This window comes from Stenotrophomonas sp. Steno-C17 (assembly GCF_056393165.1).
In genome coordinates, this window is the sequence record NZ_JBWJPD010000003.1 from 18,175 (window position 1) to 36,873 (window position 18,699).

An 18,699-nucleotide genomic window follows, 5' to 3' on the forward strand; every position below is an offset into this window, starting at 1 on the left:
GCCTCCCGGCATTCGATCTCCAGCCCATGGCCAAAGCGCCGCTTGACCTGACTTCCGGCCCGATCGGGCGCAACCTGCTGCTGTTCGCGCTGCCCATCCTGGCCGGCAACATCGCCCAGTCACTGAATGGTTCGGTGAACGCGGTGTGGGTCGGGCGCTTCCTGGGCGAGGCCGCGCTGACGGCCACCGCGAACGCCAACAACATCATGTTCTTCCTGATCGGTTCGGTGTTCGGCTTCGGCATGGCCGCCACCATCCTGATCGGCCAGGCCATCGGTGCGCGCGACATCGGCCAGGCCCGGCGCGTGGTCGGCACCAGTGCCACGTTCTTCATTGGTCTGTCGGTGGTCATCGCCATCGCCGGTTGGTTCCTGGCCCACCCGCTGCTGGAAGCAATGGGCACGCCGGCCGCCTCACTGCCGCTGGCCGAGGCCTACCTGCGCGTCATCTTCCTGGCCATGCCCACGTTGTATGCGTTCGCCTTCCTCAGCGCCGCGCTGCGCGGTGCCGGCGATTCGCGCACGCCGTTCCGCTTCCTGCTGGTGTCGGTGGTGCTGGATATCGCGCTGAACCCGGTGCTGATCTTCGGCCTGGGCCCGTTCCCGGAACTGGGCATTGCCGGCTCGGCCTGGGCCACGCTGGTGTCGCAGACGCTGTCGCTGGCCGGCTTGCTGCTGTATATGCGGCACAAGCGGCACACGCTGTGGCTGGGGCGTGCCGACATGCACCTGTTCAAGCTCGATTTCACCATCCTGCGCGCACTGGTGGTGAAGGGTGTGCCGATGGGCCTGCAGATGGTGCTGATCTCGCTGTCGGTCATCATGCTGATGACCATGGTGAACCAGTACGGCACCGACACCGCGGCCGCCTACGGCGCGTCGCTGCAGTTGTGGAACTACGTGCAGATGCCGGCCATGGCCATCGGTGCGGCGTGTTCGTCGATGGCCGCGCAGAACGTCGGTGCGCAGCGCTGGGACCGCGTGCGCGGCACCGCGCGGCAGGGCGTGCTGTTCAACTTCCTGCTGACCGGGGCACTGATCCTGCCGTTGGTGGCGCTGGACCAGTATTCGCTGGCGCTGTTCCTGCCGCAGGGCAGCGAGTCGCTGCAGATCGCCCGCCACCTGAACCACGTGGTGATCGGCTCGTTCCTGTTCTTTGGTGTCAGCTTCGTGATCTCCGGCGTGGTGCGCTCCACCGGTGCGGTCATTCCGCCGCTGCTGATCCTGGCCGCCTCGCTGTGGGGCGTGCGCGTGCCGTTCGCTGAATTCCTGCAGCCCTACTGGGGCGCCGATGCAATCTGGTGGAGTTTCCCGGCCGGTTCGCTGGTGTCCATGTTGCTGTCGCTGGCGTATTACCGCTGGGGTGGCTGGCGCAAGGCGCGGATGATCACCCCGCCGGCCCCGGCCGAAGTGCTGGCCACGCCCTCGGAAGTTCCGGCCTGCCCGCCCTCGCCGGTGGCCGACCCGGATGCCGTGACCCGATAGCGCGGGACTTGGCCCGGCGCTACCGCTCTACTTCGCCGCGTTGTGCTTGGCCGCAGCGCGGAACAAGGCCTTCAGCGCGGTCGCGTCGGGCATCTCGCCTTCGTGGATGTCGATCGCGCGCCGCGTATTGCCTTCCAGGCTGGCGTTGAACAGGCCCTTCGGGTCGGGCAGCGCGGCGCCGTGGGCGAAGGTCAGTTTCACTGCCTGCTTGTAGGTTTCGCCCGTGCACAGGATGCCGTTGTGCTCCCACACCGGCGTGCCGCGCCATTTCCAGGTTTCCTGCACATCCGGCAGCGCCTGGTGGATCAGCGCGCGCACGCGGGCCAGCGTATCGCCGCGCCAGTCGCCCAGTTCGGCGATGCGTGCATCAATCAGTTCAGAGGCAGGGCGTGCTTCTTCGGTGGCTTCCGCAGCTTTTCTGGGCATGTCTGCACTCGCACGGTACGGTGGGAATGGGAAACTACATCCGCGCGCCCGGCAGCGCACGTGCCTTCTGCAGCCAGTCCAGCAGTTGTGCGCGGTCCAGCACGGCGTCTTCATACAGGTGCAGATAGCGCGTGGTGGCCCGCTTCGAAGGCTCGGGCGGCTGCGGCTGCAGCAGCGCGCCGTGGAAGAACGCGACCTTGATGTAGCGCGTGCAGCAGTGGAAGCTGAGGAACCAGCCCTGCCCTTCGGCCACGCCATACATCGGTGAATTCCAGCGCACGGCCTTGTGCACGCCGGGCACGGCCTGGGTGATGAGGGCATCGAGCTGCTCGCCGAACGCACGCTTCCAGCCGGGCATGGCGGCGATATAGGCCTGCACCGGTCCATCACCATCGCCCTTGGCGATCTGCGGGTTGCCGCCGGACAACAGCTTCGGCGCAGCGGGTGCCGATGGCTTGGAGGGCATCGGCTCAGTCCCTCAGCGTGGCGAGGAAACCGCGCCAATCGGGCAGTTTGCGGCTGTTGCGCAGCGAGCGCATCAGCGCGGCCATCACCAGGCCGAACAGGGCACCGGCCAGCAGACCGGCGGCCAACAGCAACGGCAAGGGGCGTTCGCTGCCCTGCCAGATCAGCACCCACATCAGGCCGGTCCAGAACAGGCCGAACAGCAGGCCCTGCATCAGCGCATTCACCCCGAAGCCGGCCAGGATCGGCGGCGGCAGGGGCACGCCCAGGCGCCACAGCGTGCGATGCAGCAAGGGTGCGGCCTGCGCGCGGGGCAGGCCCTGCTGGTCCAGGTAGCGCAGCGCGGCCTGGATGCGGGCCGGGTAGCGCGGGCTGATCTCATTCATGCCCTGATCGTGGCCGATCCGGCAGCACAAACGCAAACGGCCACCCGAAGGTGGCCGTCGCGGCAACAACCGAAGTTGTTTATCAGGCCTTTTCGGCCAGACGGGCAGCCTTGGCGGCAGCAGCTGCAGCCAGGTCTTCCTTGATGCGGGCAGCCTTGCCTTCCAGGCCACGCAGGTAGTACAGCTTACCGGCGCGGACCTTACCACGACGCTTCACTTCGACCGAGTCGATGATGGCGCTGTGGGTCTGGAACACGCGCTCGACGCCGTAGCCGTGCGAGATCTTGCGCACGGTGAACGAGGAGTTCAGGCCGGCGTTCTTGGTGGCGATCACAACGCCTTCATAGGCCTGCACGCGCTCGCGGCTGCCTTCCTTCACCTTCACGTTGACGACAACGGTGTCGCCCTGGCTGAACTTCGGCAGTTCGCGGGTGATCTGGGCGGATTCGAATTCCGCGACGATGGACTTGTTCAGCTTGCTCATGGGTTACACCGATTCTTGTTCGGGTGGGCGTGTCGTTCTGACAACGTAGGCTCATGCAGTCACGGAACTGTGCTGCACGTTTGTTGTGGGTACTGCGCGCGCCGGCCGGGGCTGGCGGGAATTGGCCATGATAGCCGATAAAGCCAGCCCTGCGCTAGGGGCTGGCCTTGTGTTTCTGGGCCTGGCGGGCCTGGTCCAGCAGCTTGCGGTCGGCCTTGCCCAGCGCCTGTTCATCCAGCAGGTCCGGGCGCCGTTGCGCGGTACGAACCAGCGACTGCTGGCGGCGCCAGGCGGCAATGGCCGCGTGGTTGCCCGACCGCAGCACGTCCGGCACGTCGCCCAGCGGGTGCTGCGCCGGCTGGCTGTAATGCGGGCAGTCGAGCAGACCCAGGTCGCCTTCGAAGCTGTCCTGGGCCGCCGATTCAGCGTCGTTCAGAGCGCCGTCCTGCAGCCGGGCCACGGCATCGATGATGACCGCCGCGCCCAGTTCGCCACCGGACAGCACGTAGTCGCCCAGCGAGATTTCTTCATCGACATTGGCTTCCAGGAAGCGCTCGTCGATGCCTTCATAGCGGCCACAGAGCAGGACCATGCGCGGCAGCGCCGCCAGTTCCCGCACCTTGGCCTGGGTCAGCGGCGCGCCCTGCGGGCTGAGGTAGATCACCCGCGCCGGGGTCGGGTCGGCGTCGCGGATCGCCTGCAGGCAGGCCTGCAGCGGTTCGATCAGCATCACCATGCCCGGGCCACCGCCGAACGGACGGTCGTCCACCCGGCGGTAGTTGCCTTCGGCGTAATCACGTGGGTTCCAGCCGTGCAGGCTGAACAGCCCCTTCTCCTGCGCCCGGCCGACCACGCCCAGCCCTGCGGACTGGGCCAGGAAGTCGGGGAACAGGGTGATGACGTCGAAGCGCATGCTCACACTCAGAACTCGGGGTCCCAATCGACCACGACCAGATTGGCCTCGAAGTCGACCGATTTGACGAAGTCCGGCAGCACGAACGGAATCATCCGCTCGCGGTCGCCACGGACCACGACCACATCGTTGGCGCCGGTGCTGAATAGGTGCGAGACCTGGCCCAGGGCAACGCCCTCGACGGTCTTCACGTCCAGGCCTTCCAGATCCACCCAGTAATACTCATCGGGCTTCGGCGGCGGCAGCGCGCTGCGGGCCACGTAGATCTCGGTGCCGTGCATGGCTTCGACCGTATCGCGATCTTCGATGCCCGGGAACCGGGCCACCAGATGCTTGCCGCTGTCGCGGCCACGGGCGCCTTCAAGCGTCGATTCCTGCCCGTTGGGGCTGCGCAGGATCCACGGCTGGTAACGGAAAATAGCGGAACGCGGCTCGGTCCAGGACTCGAGCTTTATTTCGCCGCGCACACCAAAAGCGCCGACAATCCTGCCCAGCAGGATGCGGCGCTCGTTATCTTTCATCTGCGTTCAATCAGATGGGCCGCGCCAGAGCGCGGCCCGTCAGGATCAGGCCGCAGCGGCCTGGGTCTTGGCCGCTTCCTTGATCAGGTTGCGGACCTTTTCGGTCGGCTGGGCGCCGTTCTTGACCCAATGGTCAACGCGGGCCAGGTCCAGCTCGATGCGCTTCTCGCCGCCCTGGGCGACCGGGTTGTAGAAACCAACGCGCTCGATGTTGCGGCCGTCGCGCGCGCTGCGCACGTCGGTCACGATGATGTGGTAGAACGGACGCTTCTTGGCGCCGCCGCGGGTCAGTCGAATCTTGACCATGGTGTTTTTCCTATTGCCCAGTCGCCGGAATGGCGAGGTAAGCGGGCGATTATAGCGGCAGATGGCGGCTGGGCCAACCCCATGGGTGACCCGCCTTCACGGTAGCGCCGGGCCACGCCCGGCGGGACGGCACCCGACCGCTGCGCTCGCGGGGCATGGCCCCGCGCTACCGCTGTGTCGCGTCTTTCTGAAGCACGTCCCACGCCACGTCCGCCAGCACCGTCCTGCCCTGTTCAGCCAGCGCCTGCGACCCCGGCAGGGCGTGCCCATCAATCGCGTCCAGCGCCCACAGGCCACTGGCATTGCAGGCAAAGGCCGCCTTCACATCGGCCAGATCGGCCAGCCGCAGGGGCTGGATGGCCTGCGCGCCGGACCAATGCCGCTGCAGCAGCGCCTCCGCCGTTCCGCGCAGGGCCGGCGCCTGCGGCCAGAGCAGCCGTTGGCCATCGTGCACGGCCAGGTTCCAGGTACTGCCTTCGCTGATCAGTCCATCGGCCGTCACCAACAGCGCATCGTCAAACCCTGCAGCGAGCGCGGCGCGGCGCTGGGCGAACAGACCGAATGTTCCCACATGTTTGAGATGCGGCCAGTCGCGCTGCCAGACCACGCTGCGTACCCGTTTCGGCGCCACCAGGGCCACCGGCGCCGACACCGCCACCAGTACGTCCACCGGCACGGCGGCCAGCGGATTACGGAAATCGAAGCGGCGCGAGAACACCGTCACCCGCAGCGAGGCGTCGCCCTGCCCCGCCTGCTGCAGCGCCTGCACCATCCAGGCCTGCACCTGGCGCACGTCCAGTTCGCTGCCGAACAGCTCGCGCGTGGCCTGCGACAGCCGCGCCAGATGCAGATCCAGCCCCTGCACGGCATGGCCACGCACCTGCAAGGAGGTGAAGTGGCCGTAGTTCACCAGCGCCGGCAGCAGATCGTCGGCCTGCGCGGGCTGGCCATTGCAGGTCACGGTCACCGCAGCAGGGCCTGCGCGTCGCGCCACATGTCGGCCAGCACCTCGGCGGCTGGCCGCGCCGGTGCCATCCACGCCGACTGCCCGGCCCAGGCCTGCATCGCCGCCAGATCATTGCGCTGCGCCGCCTGCTTGCGCATCGGCGCGGTCAGCCCGCGCTGCACCGGGTACGGGCGCGGCGGTGGCGCAGCATCGGCCGCTGCCGCGCGCACATAGGGCGTGGCCAGGCCGCGGCCCAAGCGCCCGCTGAAGGCGCGCGTCGGCCAGGTGTCTTCGGGTTCGGTCACCGCCAGTGCATCGGCCCAGGCCGGGGCGATCGCCGCTTCGGGCGTGCGCAGGAAGGCGGTGCCGATCTGCACGGCGCTGGCGCCCAGGGTGAGCGCGGCCGCAATGCCACGACCGTCGGCGATGCCACCGGCGGCGATCACCGGAATCTGCAGATGGTCGGCCAACCGCGGCAACAGCGCGAACAAGCCGACCAGTTGCCGTTCGGCCAGCGCCGGATCGAAGGCGCCGCGATGGCCACCAGCCTCCGCCCCCTGCGCCACCACCGCATCGGCACCGGCGCCCTGCGCAGCGCGTGCTTCGGACAGCGTGGTCGCGCAGGCAATCCAGGCAATGCCGGCGTCTTTCAGCTGTTGCACGTGGCGCGGCGACAGCACGCCCATGATGGTCGAGGCCACCGCCGGGCGCGCGGCCAGCAGGGCGGCGAACTGTTCATCGAAATCGGCCGGGGTGGCATCGGCGGCACTGGCCGGCACCTCGGGGCCCCATTGGCCCAGGAAAGCGCGGCTGGCGGCTTCGGCGGCCACGTCGCGGGCGGGCGCCGGGTCGGGCAGCCATAGATTCACCTGCGCCGGGCCGACAGACGCGGCGCGGAAACCATCCATCCACACGCCGATATCGGCCGCCGAGGACAGCACCGCGCCCATCGCGCCCATGCTGCCGGCATTGGCCAGCGCCGCGGACAACGGCACCGGGCAGGTGCCGGCCATCGGTGCCAGCAGGATCGGAACGGAAACCTGGAAGCGCCGGCAGAACGCCTCGACGCGGGAAGTGACAGCAGACATCAGCAGGGCGGCCCATCGTTGCAGACAGGCCCCCATGGTGCGCGCAGCAAGGGGGTAGAGTCGAGCTTGCTCGACTGAACCACGCGCTACGTAGAGTCGAGCTTGCTCGACTGCTGCTGGCCCCTCAGTCGAGCAAGCTCGACTCTACCAATGCACGGCCCCAGCAATGCATCAACGTACCCGTGCGTGATCCCAGCAATGCATCAACGTACCCGTGCGTGATCCCAGCAATGCGTCGACGTCCACATGCATGGTCCCAGCAGTGCATCGACGTAGCCCTGCATGGTCCCAGCAATGCATCGACGTACCCATGCATGGCCCCGGCAATGCGTCGGCGTACCAACGCATTCACCCACCCACGCATCACCCCATCAACGGAACGGCAATCCGCGGCCGCCCATGGCGCCCATCATGCCCTTCATGCTGCGCATCATGCCCTTCATGCCGCCGCCGGCCATCTTGCTCATCATCTTTTCCATCTGCATGTACTGCTTCATGAGCTTGTTGACGTCGGCCGGGGTCACGCCCGAACCCTTGGCGATGCGCGCGCGGCGCGAGCCGTTCAGCAGGTTCGGGTTGCGCCGTTCCTTCTTGGTCATCGAATTGATGATGGCGATCATGCGCGGCACTTCCTTGCCCTGGCTGACCTGCTGCTTCAGGTGGTCGGGAATGTTGCCCAGGCCCGGCAGCTTGTCCATCAGGCCGCCGATGCCGCCCATGTTCTGCATCTGCTCCAGCTGGTCGCGCATGTCGTTCAGGTCGAACTTCTTGCCCTTGGCGACCTTCTCGGCCAGCTTGGCAGCCTTGTCCTTGTCCACCTGCTGCTCGACCTGCTCCACCAGCGACAGCACGTCGCCCATGTCCAGGATGCGGCTGGCGATACGGTCGGGATGGAACACATCCAGACCTTCCGGCTTTTCGCTGACACCCACGAACTTGATCGGCTTGCCGGTGATGTAGCGCACGCTCAGCGCCGCACCGCCACGGGCGTCACCGTCGGTCTTGGTCAGCACCACGCCGGTCAGCGGCAGCGCATCACCGAAGGCCTTGGCGGTGTTGGCCGCGTCCTGGCCGGTCATGGCATCGACCACGAACAGGGTTTCAGCCGGGTTCACCGCCGCGTGCAGGGCCTTGATCTCGGCCATCATCGCTTCATCGATGGCCAGGCGGCCGGCGGTATCGACCAGCAGCACGTCCACGAAGGACTTGCGCGCATCGTCGATGGCCGCGCGCACGATGGCTTCCGGCTTCTGGTCGGCGCTGGACGGGAAGAACAGCACGCCCACCTGCTCGGCCAGGGTCTTCAGCTGCTCGATCGCGGCCGGACGGTAGACGTCGGCCGACACCACCATCACCTTCTTCTTGCGCTTTTCCTTCAGGTGCTTGGCCAGCTTGCCCACGGTGGTGGTCTTGCCGGCGCCCTGCAGGCCCGCCATCAGGATGATGGCCGGGGCGGGAACATTGAGGTTCAGGTCGCTGGCTTCAGCGCCCATCACCGCGGTCAGCTCGTCGCGCACGACCTTGATCAGGGCCTGGCCCGGGGTCAGCGACTTCAGCACTTCCTGGCCGACCGCGCGCACCTTGATGCGTTCGATCAGGGCCTGCACCACCGGCAGCGCCACGTCGGCTTCCAGCAGCGCGATGCGCACCTCGCGGGTCGCCTCGCGAATGTTCTCCTCGGTCAGGCGGCCACGGCCACGCAGGCGCTCGATGGTGCCGGAAAGGCGCTGGGTCAGGGACTCGAACATGCGGCGCAACCTGTCTGAAAGCGGGGGACAATAAGGCAGACAGTATAGCGGGTCCGCCCCGGTTCCCGGGCTGCGACGCTGCGGCCGTCGCCAGCTTACCGGGGGTATGCGAAACTGCCACGATGACAATCGTTCTCATCGCGATCCTGCTGTACCTGGCCGCCAGCGTCCTGCTGGTGCGCGCGCTCGGCCGCGACGAGGCAATGGGCTCGCCCACCTGGCTGTGGCCGGCACTGCCGGCCATGCTGCTGCACGGCGGCTACCACGTGCTGGTGGCGCTGCGCACCAGCGGCGGGCCGGACATGCATTTCTTCGCCGCGCTGTCGCTGGTCGGCCTGGGCATGGCCTGGCTGACCTCGCTGGTGGGCGCGCGCGGGCGCATGTCGGCGCTGGGCGTGGTGGTGTTCCCGCTGGCGGCGCTGCTGCTGGCGGTGTACCACGGCTACGGCCACGCCCCCAGCAAGGTGCTGGGCTGGCGACTGGCCAGCCACGCCTGGCTGGCCCTGCTGGCCTACGCCACGCTGAGCATCGCCGCACTGCTGGCCATCATGCTGTGGCTGCAGGAACGCGCCCTGCGCCGTCGCGAATTCCGCCCGTGGCTGCGCGCCCTGCCCCCGCTGGCCGACCTGGAATCGCTGCTGTTCCGGGTCATCACCGTGGGTTTCGCGCTGCTGACCCTGACCCTGGTGACCGGCGTGCTGTTCGTGGACGACCTGCTGGCGCAGAAGCTGGTGCACAAGACCGTGCTCAGCGTGCTGTCGTGGATCGTGTTCGGCGTGCTGCTGGTCGGCCGACGCCGCTACGGCTGGCGCGGGGTGAAGGCCGTGCACTGGACCCTGAGCGCGATGCTGTTGCTGCTGCTGGCGTTCTTCGGCAGCCAGTTCGCGATTGAACTGGTGTTCGGGCATACCCGATAAAGGCGTGCCGACCAACGGCCGGCACCCACCGGAGATGCGTGGATGCCGTCAACCGTCAGGGCACAGGCTGGGCAAGGATGCCGCGCACCGAGCGCCCGCTCTGCGTGATCACATCATCCACCTGCCAGCAGCCCTGGCCCTTGCGGACCATCGGCAGGCGGGTCACATACGGCTTTTTCCACACCGAATAGCGCAACTCGACCTGGCCGACCGTCGCTGACGTTGCGTTCCAGGCGTAGCGTACCGGGCCCTCGATGTCGCCATCCTGCGCATCCAGCCACGGGTCCGAATCGATCGTGCAGATGCCTTCTTCGCGCGCCTGGCAGGCACGTTCTTCGCGCAGCGCCTTGCCGAAGGCCGCGCTGACCAGCGCGCGCGGCGCATCCAGCACATAGCCCGCATCGCCGGAGGTGGCCTGGAAGAACGCCCGGGCCACGCCCACGGCATCCTCGCAGGCCGGGGCGGCCTGCGCGGCGGGGGCCAGCAGCAGGCCGGCGATCATGAACATCCCTGTCTTTCGCATGTGTTTCATTCCTTGTGTAGGGGGCAACGCCGGGCATGGCCCGGCGGGTACGCGGCGCGGCGGGCTTACAGCCCGTACCGCTCGATCACATCCAGGTGCGGCTGGCGTTCCTGGTCGCAGGCTTCGGCCAGGCGCAGCCAGCATTGCGGGTGTTCCCACTGCGCGGTCTGCTGCTGCAGGAACCGATGCAGCGCCAGCGGCGGGTGATCCTGCGGCTGGGCCACGGTGAACAGCAGGCCCGGCAGCGTGCCCTCTTCCGCGTCCGGGTCGGTCACGGTGTAGTCGGCACGGCTGTGCCCCCACGCCTGCCAGCCCTGCGCCTGTGCCGCTTCCACCAACGCATCCCACGCGGCTTCGCCGGGGTGTGCGCCGTCGATCAGCCAGCTGCGCGCAAAGCCACCGCGCTCCAGCACGTGCACCTGCGCATAGGTGGGAATGAAGTGCTGGCGGGCCTCTTCGTCTTCCGGCGCGGGATGCACCAGCGCGGCGTCGAACACCACCCAATCGCCCACCTGCTGGGCACGGTTGGCCGGTGCGTTTTCCACGATGCGCGCGGTCACCGGGCCGGTGCGGCGGGCGTAGTACTCCATTGGCTCACCCTGCTCTTCGCTGCGGATGATCACCCAGCCCCACGGCTCTTCCACCACGCCTTGCTGGCTGGACAGTTCCATGCCGATGGCCGCGGCCGAACGGCGCACCGCATCCCAGTCGCGCGCGGCGCTGGCGGCGCTCATGTGGTCCCAGTGCGCGGCGTTGGGATCCTCCTGCAGCTCCACCAACTGCGCGTAACAGGCCTGCGCATCGCTGAAGCGGCCGGTTTCCATGTACATGCGGGCCAGCGTGCCACGCGCGCCGTGCGAGCCGGGCGACAGTGCCAGCAGCGCAGTGGCGGCCTGCTCCAGCGCCGGCCAGTCGGACACCCTGCGCGCACGCTGCACATCGCACCAGTGGGCGAACACCGGCACGCTGCTGCGGTACACATCGGCCAGCTGGCGCAGGCCCTCGTCATCGCCCTGCTCGGCCAGCCAACGCATCAGCGTGTAGGCCGCCGGACCGTCTTCCTGCAGATGCGCGCGCACGAACTGCCACAGCAGCGCGCGCGCTTCGTCCTGCGCGCCACAGGCATTCAACGCCGACGCCGCCACTTCGGCCAGCGCCTCGTCGTCGGGGCACTGTGTATGGCCCTGCAGCAGCCACTGCGCCTCGCGCTCGGGATCGCGCGACTGGTTCTGCTGGCCCTGCGCTTCCAGCCACGGCAGCAGTTCGGCGGCTGGCACCGGCAGCGGCGCGGCCTCGGGCAGTGCGTCGATGCGTGCGGCCAGCGCGGCCACCTGTTCGGCCGCACCCCGGTCCTGGCGCAGCTGCGAAAGGTGCGTGCGCGCCAGCCGCAGCTGCCGCTGCGCGACCCAGCGCGCGCCGCGCTGCAGGGCCAGTTCCAGGCTCAACGCGGCCATTTCGATCACCAGGCGGTGCGCGCCCACGCGGGCGAAGTGTTCGATGATCGTGTTGAAGCGCGTGCCCAGATCCCAGGTGTTGCGCGCCGGATCACGCTGGCACAGGATCGCCACCGTGTTGGCCCACATGCGCCACGTATTGGGGGTCAGCTCGCTCCACGGCACCAGCTGCTGCAGCGCTTCTTCGTCGCGGCCCAGTTGGGCCAGCGCCCAGGCACGCGACAGGCGGCGCGGCACGGTGCAGTTGGCCGGCTCATACTCGCCGGCGGCTTCCACTTCGGCTTCGCGCTGCTCGATCAGCACCAGCGCTTCGTCGGCACGGCCGGTGGCCAGCAGCACCTTGATCTGCATTTCCGGGAAGCTGTCGAACACTTCCTTGCCGCGCGCCTTGATCGCATCGGACTGCACCTGCAGGTAATCCAGCGCGTCCTGGCCGCGGCCATCGTCCAGCAGCGCATCGGCCTTCTCGCAGCTCAGGCACTGGAAGCAGGCCCAGCTGGGGTCGATGCGGGCCAGCGTTTCATCGCACACTTCAATGCGCTCGGGCACCCAACCCGGGCCGTCGATGTTGCCGTAGCAGGCGGCCAGATCCTGGGTCACGCAGATCGACTGCGGGCAGTCCAGGGTGTCGGCACGGTGGGCGCGCTCGAACAGCGCCACCGCGTCGCCCAGTGCGCTCTCGCCTTCCAGACGGTTGCCCACGCGGTTGCGCAGCGCCCAGTGACCGACGTAGACATCCACCCAGGGGTTGTCCAGCGCCTTGCCCAGCGCGCGCGCCTCGGGCAACAGTGCATCCACGCGATCGACCTGCAGTTCACTGACCTCATCGGCCAGGCGGGTCAGCAGGTGCGCGTTCTGCGCCTGGCCGGCATGGCGCAGGTCTTCCTGCAGTTTTTCGACCCAGTTCCAGATTTCCATGATGTGTAACGCTCCTGTCTAGCGAAGGCTGGATAAGAAAGTGAGCGGTGCTCAGCGCAGCATCTGCTGCAGGGCACCGGCAATATCGGCGAAGGCCCCGTTCAGATCGGGGGTGGCGGCGCTGGCGTCGCGCGCCAGCGGCCGCCCCTGTGCGGACACGATGATCTTCAGCGAACGCAGCAGGCGCGCTGCAGCAGGGGCCTGCGCATGGCCGGCACGCTGCGCCTGCAGCAGCGCCTGCACCGCCGGGTTGTCCAGGTTCACGTACAACCGCGACGGCGCACGCGATTCAATGCGTGCGGTGAACTGGCGCGCCAGGCGCAGCGCGGCCATCGACACACGCTTGTCGTTCTCATCGTCTTCCAGGCGCTGTTTCAGCTCGGCCTCGCGGTCGGGCACCACCACCACCGGCAGCGCCTCGGGGCTGAAGCGCGCCGGCAGCAGCTGCTCGCCATCGCCCAGGTGCTCGCGCAGCCACGCCAACTGCGCCTGGTCCAGGCTGTCATCGCTGCGGAACAGCGCGCGGTTGCCCTGTTCGGTGCCCAGCTCCACCAGGCGCAGGCCCTTGGCCTGGGTCCAGCGGCGCAGGAACGGCACCACGGCGTAGCGGTGGCCGTGTGCCACCGGCACGCCCATGGCACGGAACAGCATCTCTTCGAAGCCGCCGCCGTTGTCCAGGATCACGTGCACCGCGCCGCGCGCCGGCAGCGCGCTGGCCGGCAGATCGCCCTGCGAGGTCGGCACGCGCACGTGTTCCAGCAGCAGGTCGAACAGACGGTCGTCGCACAGCGCCGCGCCCAGCAGGGCCTCGTTGTGACGGCTGAGCACGCGGCGCCAGGCTTCCGGCTGCTGCCGCGCCACGTCGGCCAGGCCGTCAATCAGCGCTTCCAGCAGCGCGTGCTGCACGGCGCGGTAATGATCGTCGCGCTGCAGGTCCTCGCGGCTGGCGGTGGGGGTCAGGCGGGACGATTCGATCACCCCGCCGATGAAGCCGGCCCACGGCGGCAGCAGGTCGCGCGCATCGTCGTCCAGCAGCATGCCGCGCACGAATACCGACAGGTTGCGGTTGTCGCTGGTGCCGTAGGTGGCGCCGTCCTGCACCCACAGCAGGCCGGTGGCGTCACTTTCCGCATCGGCGCGCAGCGGCATGGTGACGATGGGCTCGAAGTCGTGTTCGAAGCGGGCGGCAAACTGCAGCGCCTGGCGCCGCGCCTGCACCGGGTGCAACGCCACCTCGCCCTGCCCGCGCCACGGCGGCGGCTCGGGGTTCAGCGCCTCGGTGGCGGCGCCGATGAAGATCGGTTCGGACAGCAGCGCGCAGTAGCGGCCCAGCACCTCGTACAGACGCGCCTCGTTGGCCAGCGGCAGGAAATCCGGGTGCAGTTCCAGTTCCACTTCCGTACCGACCGCACGCGCCGGCACTTCGCTCACGGTGTACTGCTCGGCGTTGCTGGACACATACAGGTGGCCCAGTTCCGGCGTCTGGTACGACGTGGTGCGCACGCTCACCCGCCGCGCCAGCACGAAGGCCGACAGGAAGCCCAAGCCGAACATGCCGATCAGGCCGTCCTGGTCGTCACCGCCCTGGCGCAGCCCGCGGGTGTAGCCCACGCCCACCGTGGCCAGGTAATCGTGAATTTCCTGGCGGGTCAGGCCGGCGCCGGTGTCGATGATGCGCAGCACACCGGCCGCGGCATCGACCTGCACATCGATGCGCGACGGCAGCTCGCCAGCGGTCTGTTCGATGCGGCGGCGGATGATGGAATCGTGCGCGTTCTGCACCAGCTCGCGCAGCGCCACCATCGGGGTGGAATACAGGTGCTTGCCCAGCACCGTCATCAGTCCATTGAGATCGACCCCGGCCCGGCGGATTTCGGCGGCGGGGGTGGTCAGCGTCGGGTCCTGCATGTAATCGGTTACTCCTTGCCACACAAGGCGCCGCGGGGCGCCATCGTCGAGCCGGGAAAACTAGCACAGGCACGCTGACCGTTGCTGTGCCGGGCGTTGGATTCCGCGCCACGGCGGGGGCCAGCCCCGGTAGAGTCGAGCTTGCTCGACTGCTCCCCAGCACCCGGTAGAGTCGAGCTTGCTCGACTGCTCTTGCCTCGACGCGGAAAGCAGTCGAGCAAGCTCGACTCTACAAAGGCACACCCGGCACATCGCAGCCCGTCGTTCCAGGCAAAGGCACACCCGGCGCATCGCATCCCGTCGTTCCAGGCATTGGCACACCCAATCCCTCGCAGCCCATCGTTCCAGGCAAGGGCACGCCCGGCGCATGTCGCCCGGCGGGATGCCTCACGGCTTACGCCGCGTCAATCGCTTCGGACAGCCGCTCCACGGCAATCACTTCCATACCCTTCACGCTGCCGCCCTTCGGCGCGTTGGCCTTGGGCACGATGGCGCGCTTGAAGCCATGGGTGGCCGCTTCGCGCAAGCGGTCTTCGCCGTTGGGCACCGGGCGGATCTCACCGGACAGGCCCACTTCGCCGAACGCAATCGTCTTTTCCGCCAGCGGCCGGTCCTGCAGCGACGACAGCACCGCCAGCAGCACCGGCAGATCGGCGGCAGTTTCCTGCACGCGAATGCCACCGACGACGTTCACGAACACGTCCTGGTCGCCCACCAGCACCCCGCCGTGGCGGTGCAGCACCGCCAGCAGCATGGCCAGGCGGTTCTGCTCCAGGCCCACGGCCACGCGGCGCGGGTTGGACAGCGGCGAGGCATCCACCAGCGCCTGCACTTCCACCAGCAGCGGGCGGGTGCCCTCGCGGGTCACCATCACGCAGCTGCCCGGCTGGTGCGCGCTGCTGCCGGACAGGAAGATGGCCGAGGGGTTGGACACTTCCTTCAGGCCCTTGTCGCCCATGGCGAACACGCCCAGCTCATTCACCGCGCCGAAGCGGTTCTTGAACGCGCGCAGCAGGCGGAAGCGACTGCCGCTTTCGCCTTCGAAGTACAGCACCGCATCCACCATGTGTTCCAGCACGCGCGGGCCGGCAATGCCGCCCTCCTTGGTCACGTGGCCGACCAGGAACACGGCGGTGCCGGTTTCCTTGGCAAAGCGCACCAGCCGCGCCGCGCTTTCGCGCACCTGGCTGACCGACCCCGGTGCGGCGGTCAGGGTTTCGGTCCACAGGGTCTGCACCGAATCGGCCACGATCAGCCGCGGACCGGCCTTGCTGGCGTGCTGCATGATCGACTCGACACCGGTCTCGGCCAAGGCGTTCACGCCGTCCAGCGGCAGTTCCAGCCGGTGCGCGCGGCCGGCGACCTGCGCCAGCGATTCCTCACCGGTCACGTACAGCACCGGCAGCTCGGCGGCCATCCTGGCCACCGCCTGCAGCAGCAGGGTCGACTTGCCGATGCCCGGGTCGCCGCCGACCAGCACCACCGCGCCCTCCACCAGGCCACCGCCCAGCACGCGGTCGAACTCGCCAATGCCGGTGCTGACCCGGCGGTGCTCGGTCTGCTGCACGTCCTTCAGCGCGGTGATCTTCGGCGGATCGATCTTGCCCACCCAGCCATTGCGGCGGGCCGCCGGGGCCTTCGCGGCCGCAGCGCTTTCCAGCACGATTTCCGACATCGAGTTCCACGCCCCGCATTCCGGGCACTGCCCCTGCCATTTGCTGGAATCGGCGCCGCATTCGTTGCAGACGTAAGCGGTGCGGGCCTTGGCCATCGGAAATCCTGCGTGGTGAACGGTGAAGGAGGATAGCCGAGCGCGGTCGCAGGCGCTGCGACAGCCCGCCCCCGGCACGCCGCCTACACATCTCCAAATACGAGATGAACATCACACTTTTTAACTGCTAAGGTTCAGCCCCCTGCCGCCGCTATAGTTCGCGGCTTCATGCCTGCCCTCCCCGCTTTCCCTGAAGGACCCGCAATGACTGGCACTTACAGCCAGAGCCTGGTTGCTTTCTCGCTGTTGGTGGCCATTCTCGCTTCGTACACCGCCCTGGACATGGCCGGCCGCCTGGCCACCGCACAGGGCCGGGTGGCCCGCTGGTGGCTCATCGGCGGCGCATCGGCCATGGGCCTGGGCATCTGGTCCATGCACTTCATCGGCATGCTGGCCTTCAAATTGCCGATTCCGATCGGCTTCGATCTGGGCATCACCCTGTACTCGCTGGCGGTGTCCATCGCCGCGTCGGCCTATGCCCTGTGGCTGGTATCGCGCCCGGAACTGCCGCGGCGGCGCCTGCTGGCCGGTGGCACGCTGATGGGCCTGGGCGTGGCCACCATGCATTACCTGGGCATGGGCGCGATGCGCATGCAGCCGGGCATCGACTACGACCCGCTGTGGTTCGCGCTGTCCATCGCCGTGGCGATTGGTGCCTGCACCGCGGCACTGTGGATCGCCTTCCGCCTGCGCCGCGAAGAGCAGCGCACCCTGCACTTGCGCGTTGCCGCATCGGCAGTGATGGGCCTGGCCATTGTCGGCATGCATTACACCGGCATGGCCGCCGCCAGCTTCCCGGCCGGCAGCCTCTGCGGCGCGGTGATCGACGGCGGCATTGAATCGCACTGGCTGGCAGTGCTGGTGATCGTCACCACCCTGGGCGTGATCGGCATTGCGCTGGTGGCGTCGCTGTTCGACCGGCAGATGCGCGTGCGCACCGGTCTGCTGGCCGAATCGCTGGAAAAGGCCAACGACAAGCTGCTGCAGGCCGCCCTGCATGACCCGCTTACCCAGCTGCCCAACCGCATGCTGCTGCAGGATCGCATCGAGCAGTCAATCGAAAAGGCGCGCCGCCGCGGCCATGCGCTGGCGGTCATGTTCTGCGATCTGGACGGCTTCAAGGCCGTCAACGATGCCTACGGGCACCAACTGGGCGATCGCCTGCTGGTGAAGATGAGCCAGCGCGTCAGCGCCCTGCTGCGCCCGCAGGACACCTTCGCCCGCCTGGGTGGCGATGAGTTCGTGATCGTGCTGGCCATCGACGAACCCGACGACGCGGTGGTGGTGGCCGAGCGCATCATTGCCGCGGTGGCCGAACCGTTCCTGATCGATGCGGCCGAACTGCAGGTCAGCGCCAGCCTGGGCATTGCGCTGTACCCGGACGATGCCACCAGCGAACGCGAACTGATGGCCCATGCCGACGCCGCCATGTACCACACCAAGGAAGGCGGCCGGAACGGCTACACCTTCTTTACCCCGTCGATGCAGGTGAGCGCGAACCGCCAGCTGCGCCTGCTGCAGGACCTGCGCCGCGCCACCGAACGCGGCGAGCTGCTGCTGCACTACCAGCCCAAGTTCGTGGCCGCCGGCACCCCGGCGGTGGGCGCTGAAGCACTGCTGCGCTGGCAGCATCCGGAACTGGGCATGCTCAGCCCGGACGTGTTCATTCCCATTGCCGAACGCAGCGGGTTGATCCTGCCCATCGGTGACTGGGTGCTGGACCAGGCCTGCGCGCAGCTGCGCGCCTGGCACGATGCTGGCCAGCACGAATGGACCATGGCGGTGAACCTGTCGCCGCTGCAGTTCTCCTCGCCGGCGTTGCTGGACAGCGTGCGCGCTGCGCTGCAGCGGCACGGCATCGCGCCGGAGCGCCTGACCCTGGAGATCACCGAAACCACGGCGATGAAGGACGTGGAAGCCAGCCTGGTGATCCTGAACGACCTGACCGCGATGGGCGTGCATATCGCCATTGATGATTTCGGCACCGGCTATTCCAGCCTGCTGTACCTGAAGCGCATGCCGGCCACCGAACTGAAGATCGATCGCGCGTTCGTGCGCGAGCTGGAGCAGAACGCCGAAGACGCGGCCATCGTGTCGTCCATCGTGGCGCTGGGCCGTTCGCTTCAGCTGCAGGTGGTGGCCGAGGGCGTGGAGACCAAGGAACAGCAGGATTACCTGAGCGGGCTGGGCTGCGACCAGCTGCAGGGCTACCACCTGGGCAGGCCGATGGCTGCCGACGAGTTCCTGCGCAAGGTCGGTTGAACCGCGCGGCGGTAGCGCCGGGCCATGCCCGGCGGCGCGACCGACGGGGTCGGATCCCTTGCCGCAGGCAAGGGCTCTGACCCCATCTGCATCGCGCGCGCTGCCATCCACGCATGGCGTGGATCTACCCGCCGGGCATGGCCCGGCGCTACCCATTCACGAGCGCAGGAGCGGCAAGG

Annotated in this window: 17 protein-coding genes; 3 read left to right on the forward strand and 14 right to left on the reverse strand. The window is 68.2% G+C overall.

Features of this window, described 5'->3' with window-relative positions:
* Window positions 1-26: 26 nt before the first annotated feature.
* Complete coding sequence (locus AC06FA_RS03355; RefSeq protein WP_108752515.1) at window positions 27-1,484, forward strand: MATE family efflux transporter; 1,458 nt, start codon at window positions 27-29, stop codon at window positions 1,482-1,484.
* A 27-nt stretch (window positions 1,485-1,511) separates the two neighbouring features.
* On the opposite strand, the gene AC06FA_RS03360 is transcribed toward AC06FA_RS03355, so the two are convergent.
* From AC06FA_RS03360 to ffh, 10 genes are all read right to left on the reverse strand, one after another.
* Window positions 1,512-1,910 carry a DUF1801 domain-containing protein gene (locus tag AC06FA_RS03360; protein WP_478067130.1) on the reverse strand — a complete coding sequence of 133 codons (399 nt, stop codon included), beginning with the start codon at window positions 1,908-1,910 and terminating at the stop codon, window positions 1,512-1,514.
* Window positions 1,911-1,944: 34 nt separating this feature from the next.
* On the reverse strand, window positions 1,945-2,376 hold the full coding sequence (locus tag AC06FA_RS03365) for a DUF1801 domain-containing protein (protein WP_478067131.1): 432 nt from the start codon (window positions 2,374-2,376) through the stop codon (window positions 1,945-1,947).
* 4 nt (window positions 2,377-2,380) lie between these two features.
* Window positions 2,381-2,761 carry a DUF6404 family protein gene (locus tag AC06FA_RS03370; protein WP_478067132.1) on the reverse strand — a complete coding sequence of 127 codons (381 nt, stop codon included), beginning with the start codon at window positions 2,759-2,761 and terminating at the stop codon, window positions 2,381-2,383.
* 82 nt (window positions 2,762-2,843) lie between these two features.
* Window positions 2,844-3,245: a 50S ribosomal protein L19 gene (gene rplS, locus AC06FA_RS03375; protein ID WP_005408597.1), complete on the reverse strand. Its 402-nt coding sequence runs from the start codon at window positions 3,243-3,245 to the stop codon at window positions 2,844-2,846.
* A gap of 154 nt (window positions 3,246-3,399) precedes the next feature.
* Window positions 3,400-4,158: a tRNA (guanosine(37)-N1)-methyltransferase TrmD gene (gene trmD / locus AC06FA_RS03380; protein WP_478067133.1), complete on the reverse strand. Its 759-nt coding sequence runs from the start codon at window positions 4,156-4,158 to the stop codon at window positions 3,400-3,402.
* An 8-nt stretch (window positions 4,159-4,166) separates the two neighbouring features.
* Complete coding sequence (gene rimM / locus AC06FA_RS03385) at window positions 4,167-4,679, reverse strand: ribosome maturation factor RimM (protein WP_108748976.1); 513 nt, start codon at window positions 4,677-4,679, stop codon at window positions 4,167-4,169.
* 45 nt (window positions 4,680-4,724) lie between these two features.
* Window positions 4,725-4,985, reverse strand: coding sequence for a 30S ribosomal protein S16 (gene rpsP / locus AC06FA_RS03390; protein ID WP_108748975.1), 261 nt, complete (start codon window positions 4,983-4,985; stop codon window positions 4,725-4,727).
* A 166-nt stretch (window positions 4,986-5,151) separates the two neighbouring features.
* On the reverse strand, window positions 5,152-5,952 hold the full coding sequence (locus AC06FA_RS03395; protein WP_478067134.1) for an aminotransferase class IV family protein: 801 nt from the start codon (window positions 5,950-5,952) through the stop codon (window positions 5,152-5,154).
* Complete coding sequence (locus AC06FA_RS03400) at window positions 5,949-7,019, reverse strand: NAD(P)H-dependent flavin oxidoreductase (RefSeq protein ID WP_478067135.1); 1,071 nt, start codon at window positions 7,017-7,019, stop codon at window positions 5,949-5,951. The genes AC06FA_RS03395 and AC06FA_RS03400 overlap by 4 nt, the downstream gene beginning before the upstream one ends.
* Before the next feature lie 371 nt (window positions 7,020-7,390).
* A complete protein-coding gene (gene ffh, locus AC06FA_RS03405) occupies window positions 7,391-8,767 on the reverse strand; it encodes a signal recognition particle protein (protein ID WP_199934553.1) in 1,377 nt (458 codons plus the stop codon).
* 122 nt (window positions 8,768-8,889) lie between these two features.
* On the opposite strand from ffh, the gene AC06FA_RS03410 reads away from it, so the two are divergent.
* A complete protein-coding gene (locus AC06FA_RS03410) occupies window positions 8,890-9,684 on the forward strand; it encodes a cytochrome C assembly family protein (protein WP_108748971.1) in 795 nt (264 codons plus the stop codon).
* 55 nt (window positions 9,685-9,739) lie between these two features.
* On the opposite strand, the gene AC06FA_RS03415 is transcribed toward AC06FA_RS03410, so the two are convergent.
* The 4 genes from AC06FA_RS03415 to radA all read right to left on the reverse strand — a co-directional run bounded on the left by AC06FA_RS03415 (window position 9,740) and on the right by radA (window position 16,258).
* Window positions 9,740-10,207 (reverse strand): hypothetical protein, encoded by a 468-nt coding sequence (locus AC06FA_RS03415; protein WP_478067136.1) that lies wholly within the window; start codon window positions 10,205-10,207, stop codon window positions 9,740-9,742.
* Between the two features lie 65 nt (window positions 10,208-10,272).
* Window positions 10,273-12,579: a tetratricopeptide repeat protein gene (locus AC06FA_RS03420; RefSeq protein WP_478067137.1), complete on the reverse strand. Its 2,307-nt coding sequence runs from the start codon at window positions 12,577-12,579 to the stop codon at window positions 10,273-10,275.
* A gap of 51 nt (window positions 12,580-12,630) precedes the next feature.
* Complete coding sequence (locus AC06FA_RS03425; protein WP_478067139.1) at window positions 12,631-14,487, reverse strand: ATP-binding protein; 1,857 nt, start codon at window positions 14,485-14,487, stop codon at window positions 12,631-12,633.
* A gap of 394 nt (window positions 14,488-14,881) precedes the next feature.
* Window positions 14,882-16,258, reverse strand: a complete 1,377-nt coding sequence (gene radA / locus AC06FA_RS03430) for a DNA repair protein RadA (protein WP_312706196.1) — start codon at window positions 16,256-16,258, stop codon at window positions 14,882-14,884.
* 204 nt (window positions 16,259-16,462) lie between these two features.
* Between radA and AC06FA_RS03435 the strand changes: the two genes are divergently transcribed.
* On the forward strand, window positions 16,463-18,520 hold the full coding sequence (locus AC06FA_RS03435) for a putative bifunctional diguanylate cyclase/phosphodiesterase (RefSeq protein ID WP_478067140.1): 2,058 nt from the start codon (window positions 16,463-16,465) through the stop codon (window positions 18,518-18,520).
* Window positions 18,521-18,699: the final 179 nt, after the last annotated feature.

Coding starts and splice junctions, on each gene's coding strand:
- AC06FA_RS03355 (WP_108752515.1), top strand. CDS start 27: ATGGCCAAAGCGCCGCTTGACCTGACTTCCGGCCCGATCGGGCGCAAC.
- AC06FA_RS03360 (WP_478067130.1), bottom strand. CDS start 1,910: ATGCCCAGAAAAGCTGCGGAAGCCACCGAAGAAGCACGCCCTGCCTCT.
- AC06FA_RS03365 (WP_478067131.1), bottom strand. CDS start 2,376: ATGCCCTCCAAGCCATCGGCACCCGCTGCGCCGAAGCTGTTGTCCGGC.
- AC06FA_RS03370 (WP_478067132.1), bottom strand. CDS start 2,761: ATGAATGAGATCAGCCCGCGCTACCCGGCCCGCATCCAGGCCGCGCTG.
- rplS (WP_005408597.1), bottom strand. CDS start 3,245: ATGAGCAAGCTGAACAAGTCCATCGTCGCGGAATTCGAATCCGCCCAG.
- trmD (WP_478067133.1), bottom strand. CDS start 4,158: ATGCGCTTCGACGTCATCACCCTGTTCCCCGACTTCCTGGCCCAGTCC.
- rimM (WP_108748976.1), bottom strand. CDS start 4,679: ATGAAAGATAACGAGCGCCGCATCCTGCTGGGCAGGATTGTCGGCGCT.
- rpsP (WP_108748975.1), bottom strand. CDS start 4,985: ATGGTCAAGATTCGACTGACCCGCGGCGGCGCCAAGAAGCGTCCGTTC.
- AC06FA_RS03400 (WP_478067135.1), bottom strand. CDS start 7,019: ATGTCTGCTGTCACTTCCCGCGTCGAGGCGTTCTGCCGGCGCTTCCAG.
- ffh (WP_199934553.1), bottom strand. CDS start 8,767: ATGTTCGAGTCCCTGACCCAGCGCCTTTCCGGCACCATCGAGCGCCTG.
- AC06FA_RS03410 (WP_108748971.1), top strand. CDS start 8,890: ATGACAATCGTTCTCATCGCGATCCTGCTGTACCTGGCCGCCAGCGTC.
- AC06FA_RS03415 (WP_478067136.1), bottom strand. CDS start 10,207: ATGCGAAAGACAGGGATGTTCATGATCGCCGGCCTGCTGCTGGCCCCC.
- AC06FA_RS03420 (WP_478067137.1), bottom strand. CDS start 12,579: ATGGAAATCTGGAACTGGGTCGAAAAACTGCAGGAAGACCTGCGCCAT.
- AC06FA_RS03425 (WP_478067139.1), bottom strand. CDS start 14,487: ATGCAGGACCCGACGCTGACCACCCCCGCCGCCGAAATCCGCCGGGCC.
- radA (WP_312706196.1), bottom strand. CDS start 16,258: ATGGCCAAGGCCCGCACCGCTTACGTCTGCAACGAATGCGGCGCCGAT.
- AC06FA_RS03435 (WP_478067140.1), top strand. CDS start 16,463: ATGACTGGCACTTACAGCCAGAGCCTGGTTGCTTTCTCGCTGTTGGTG.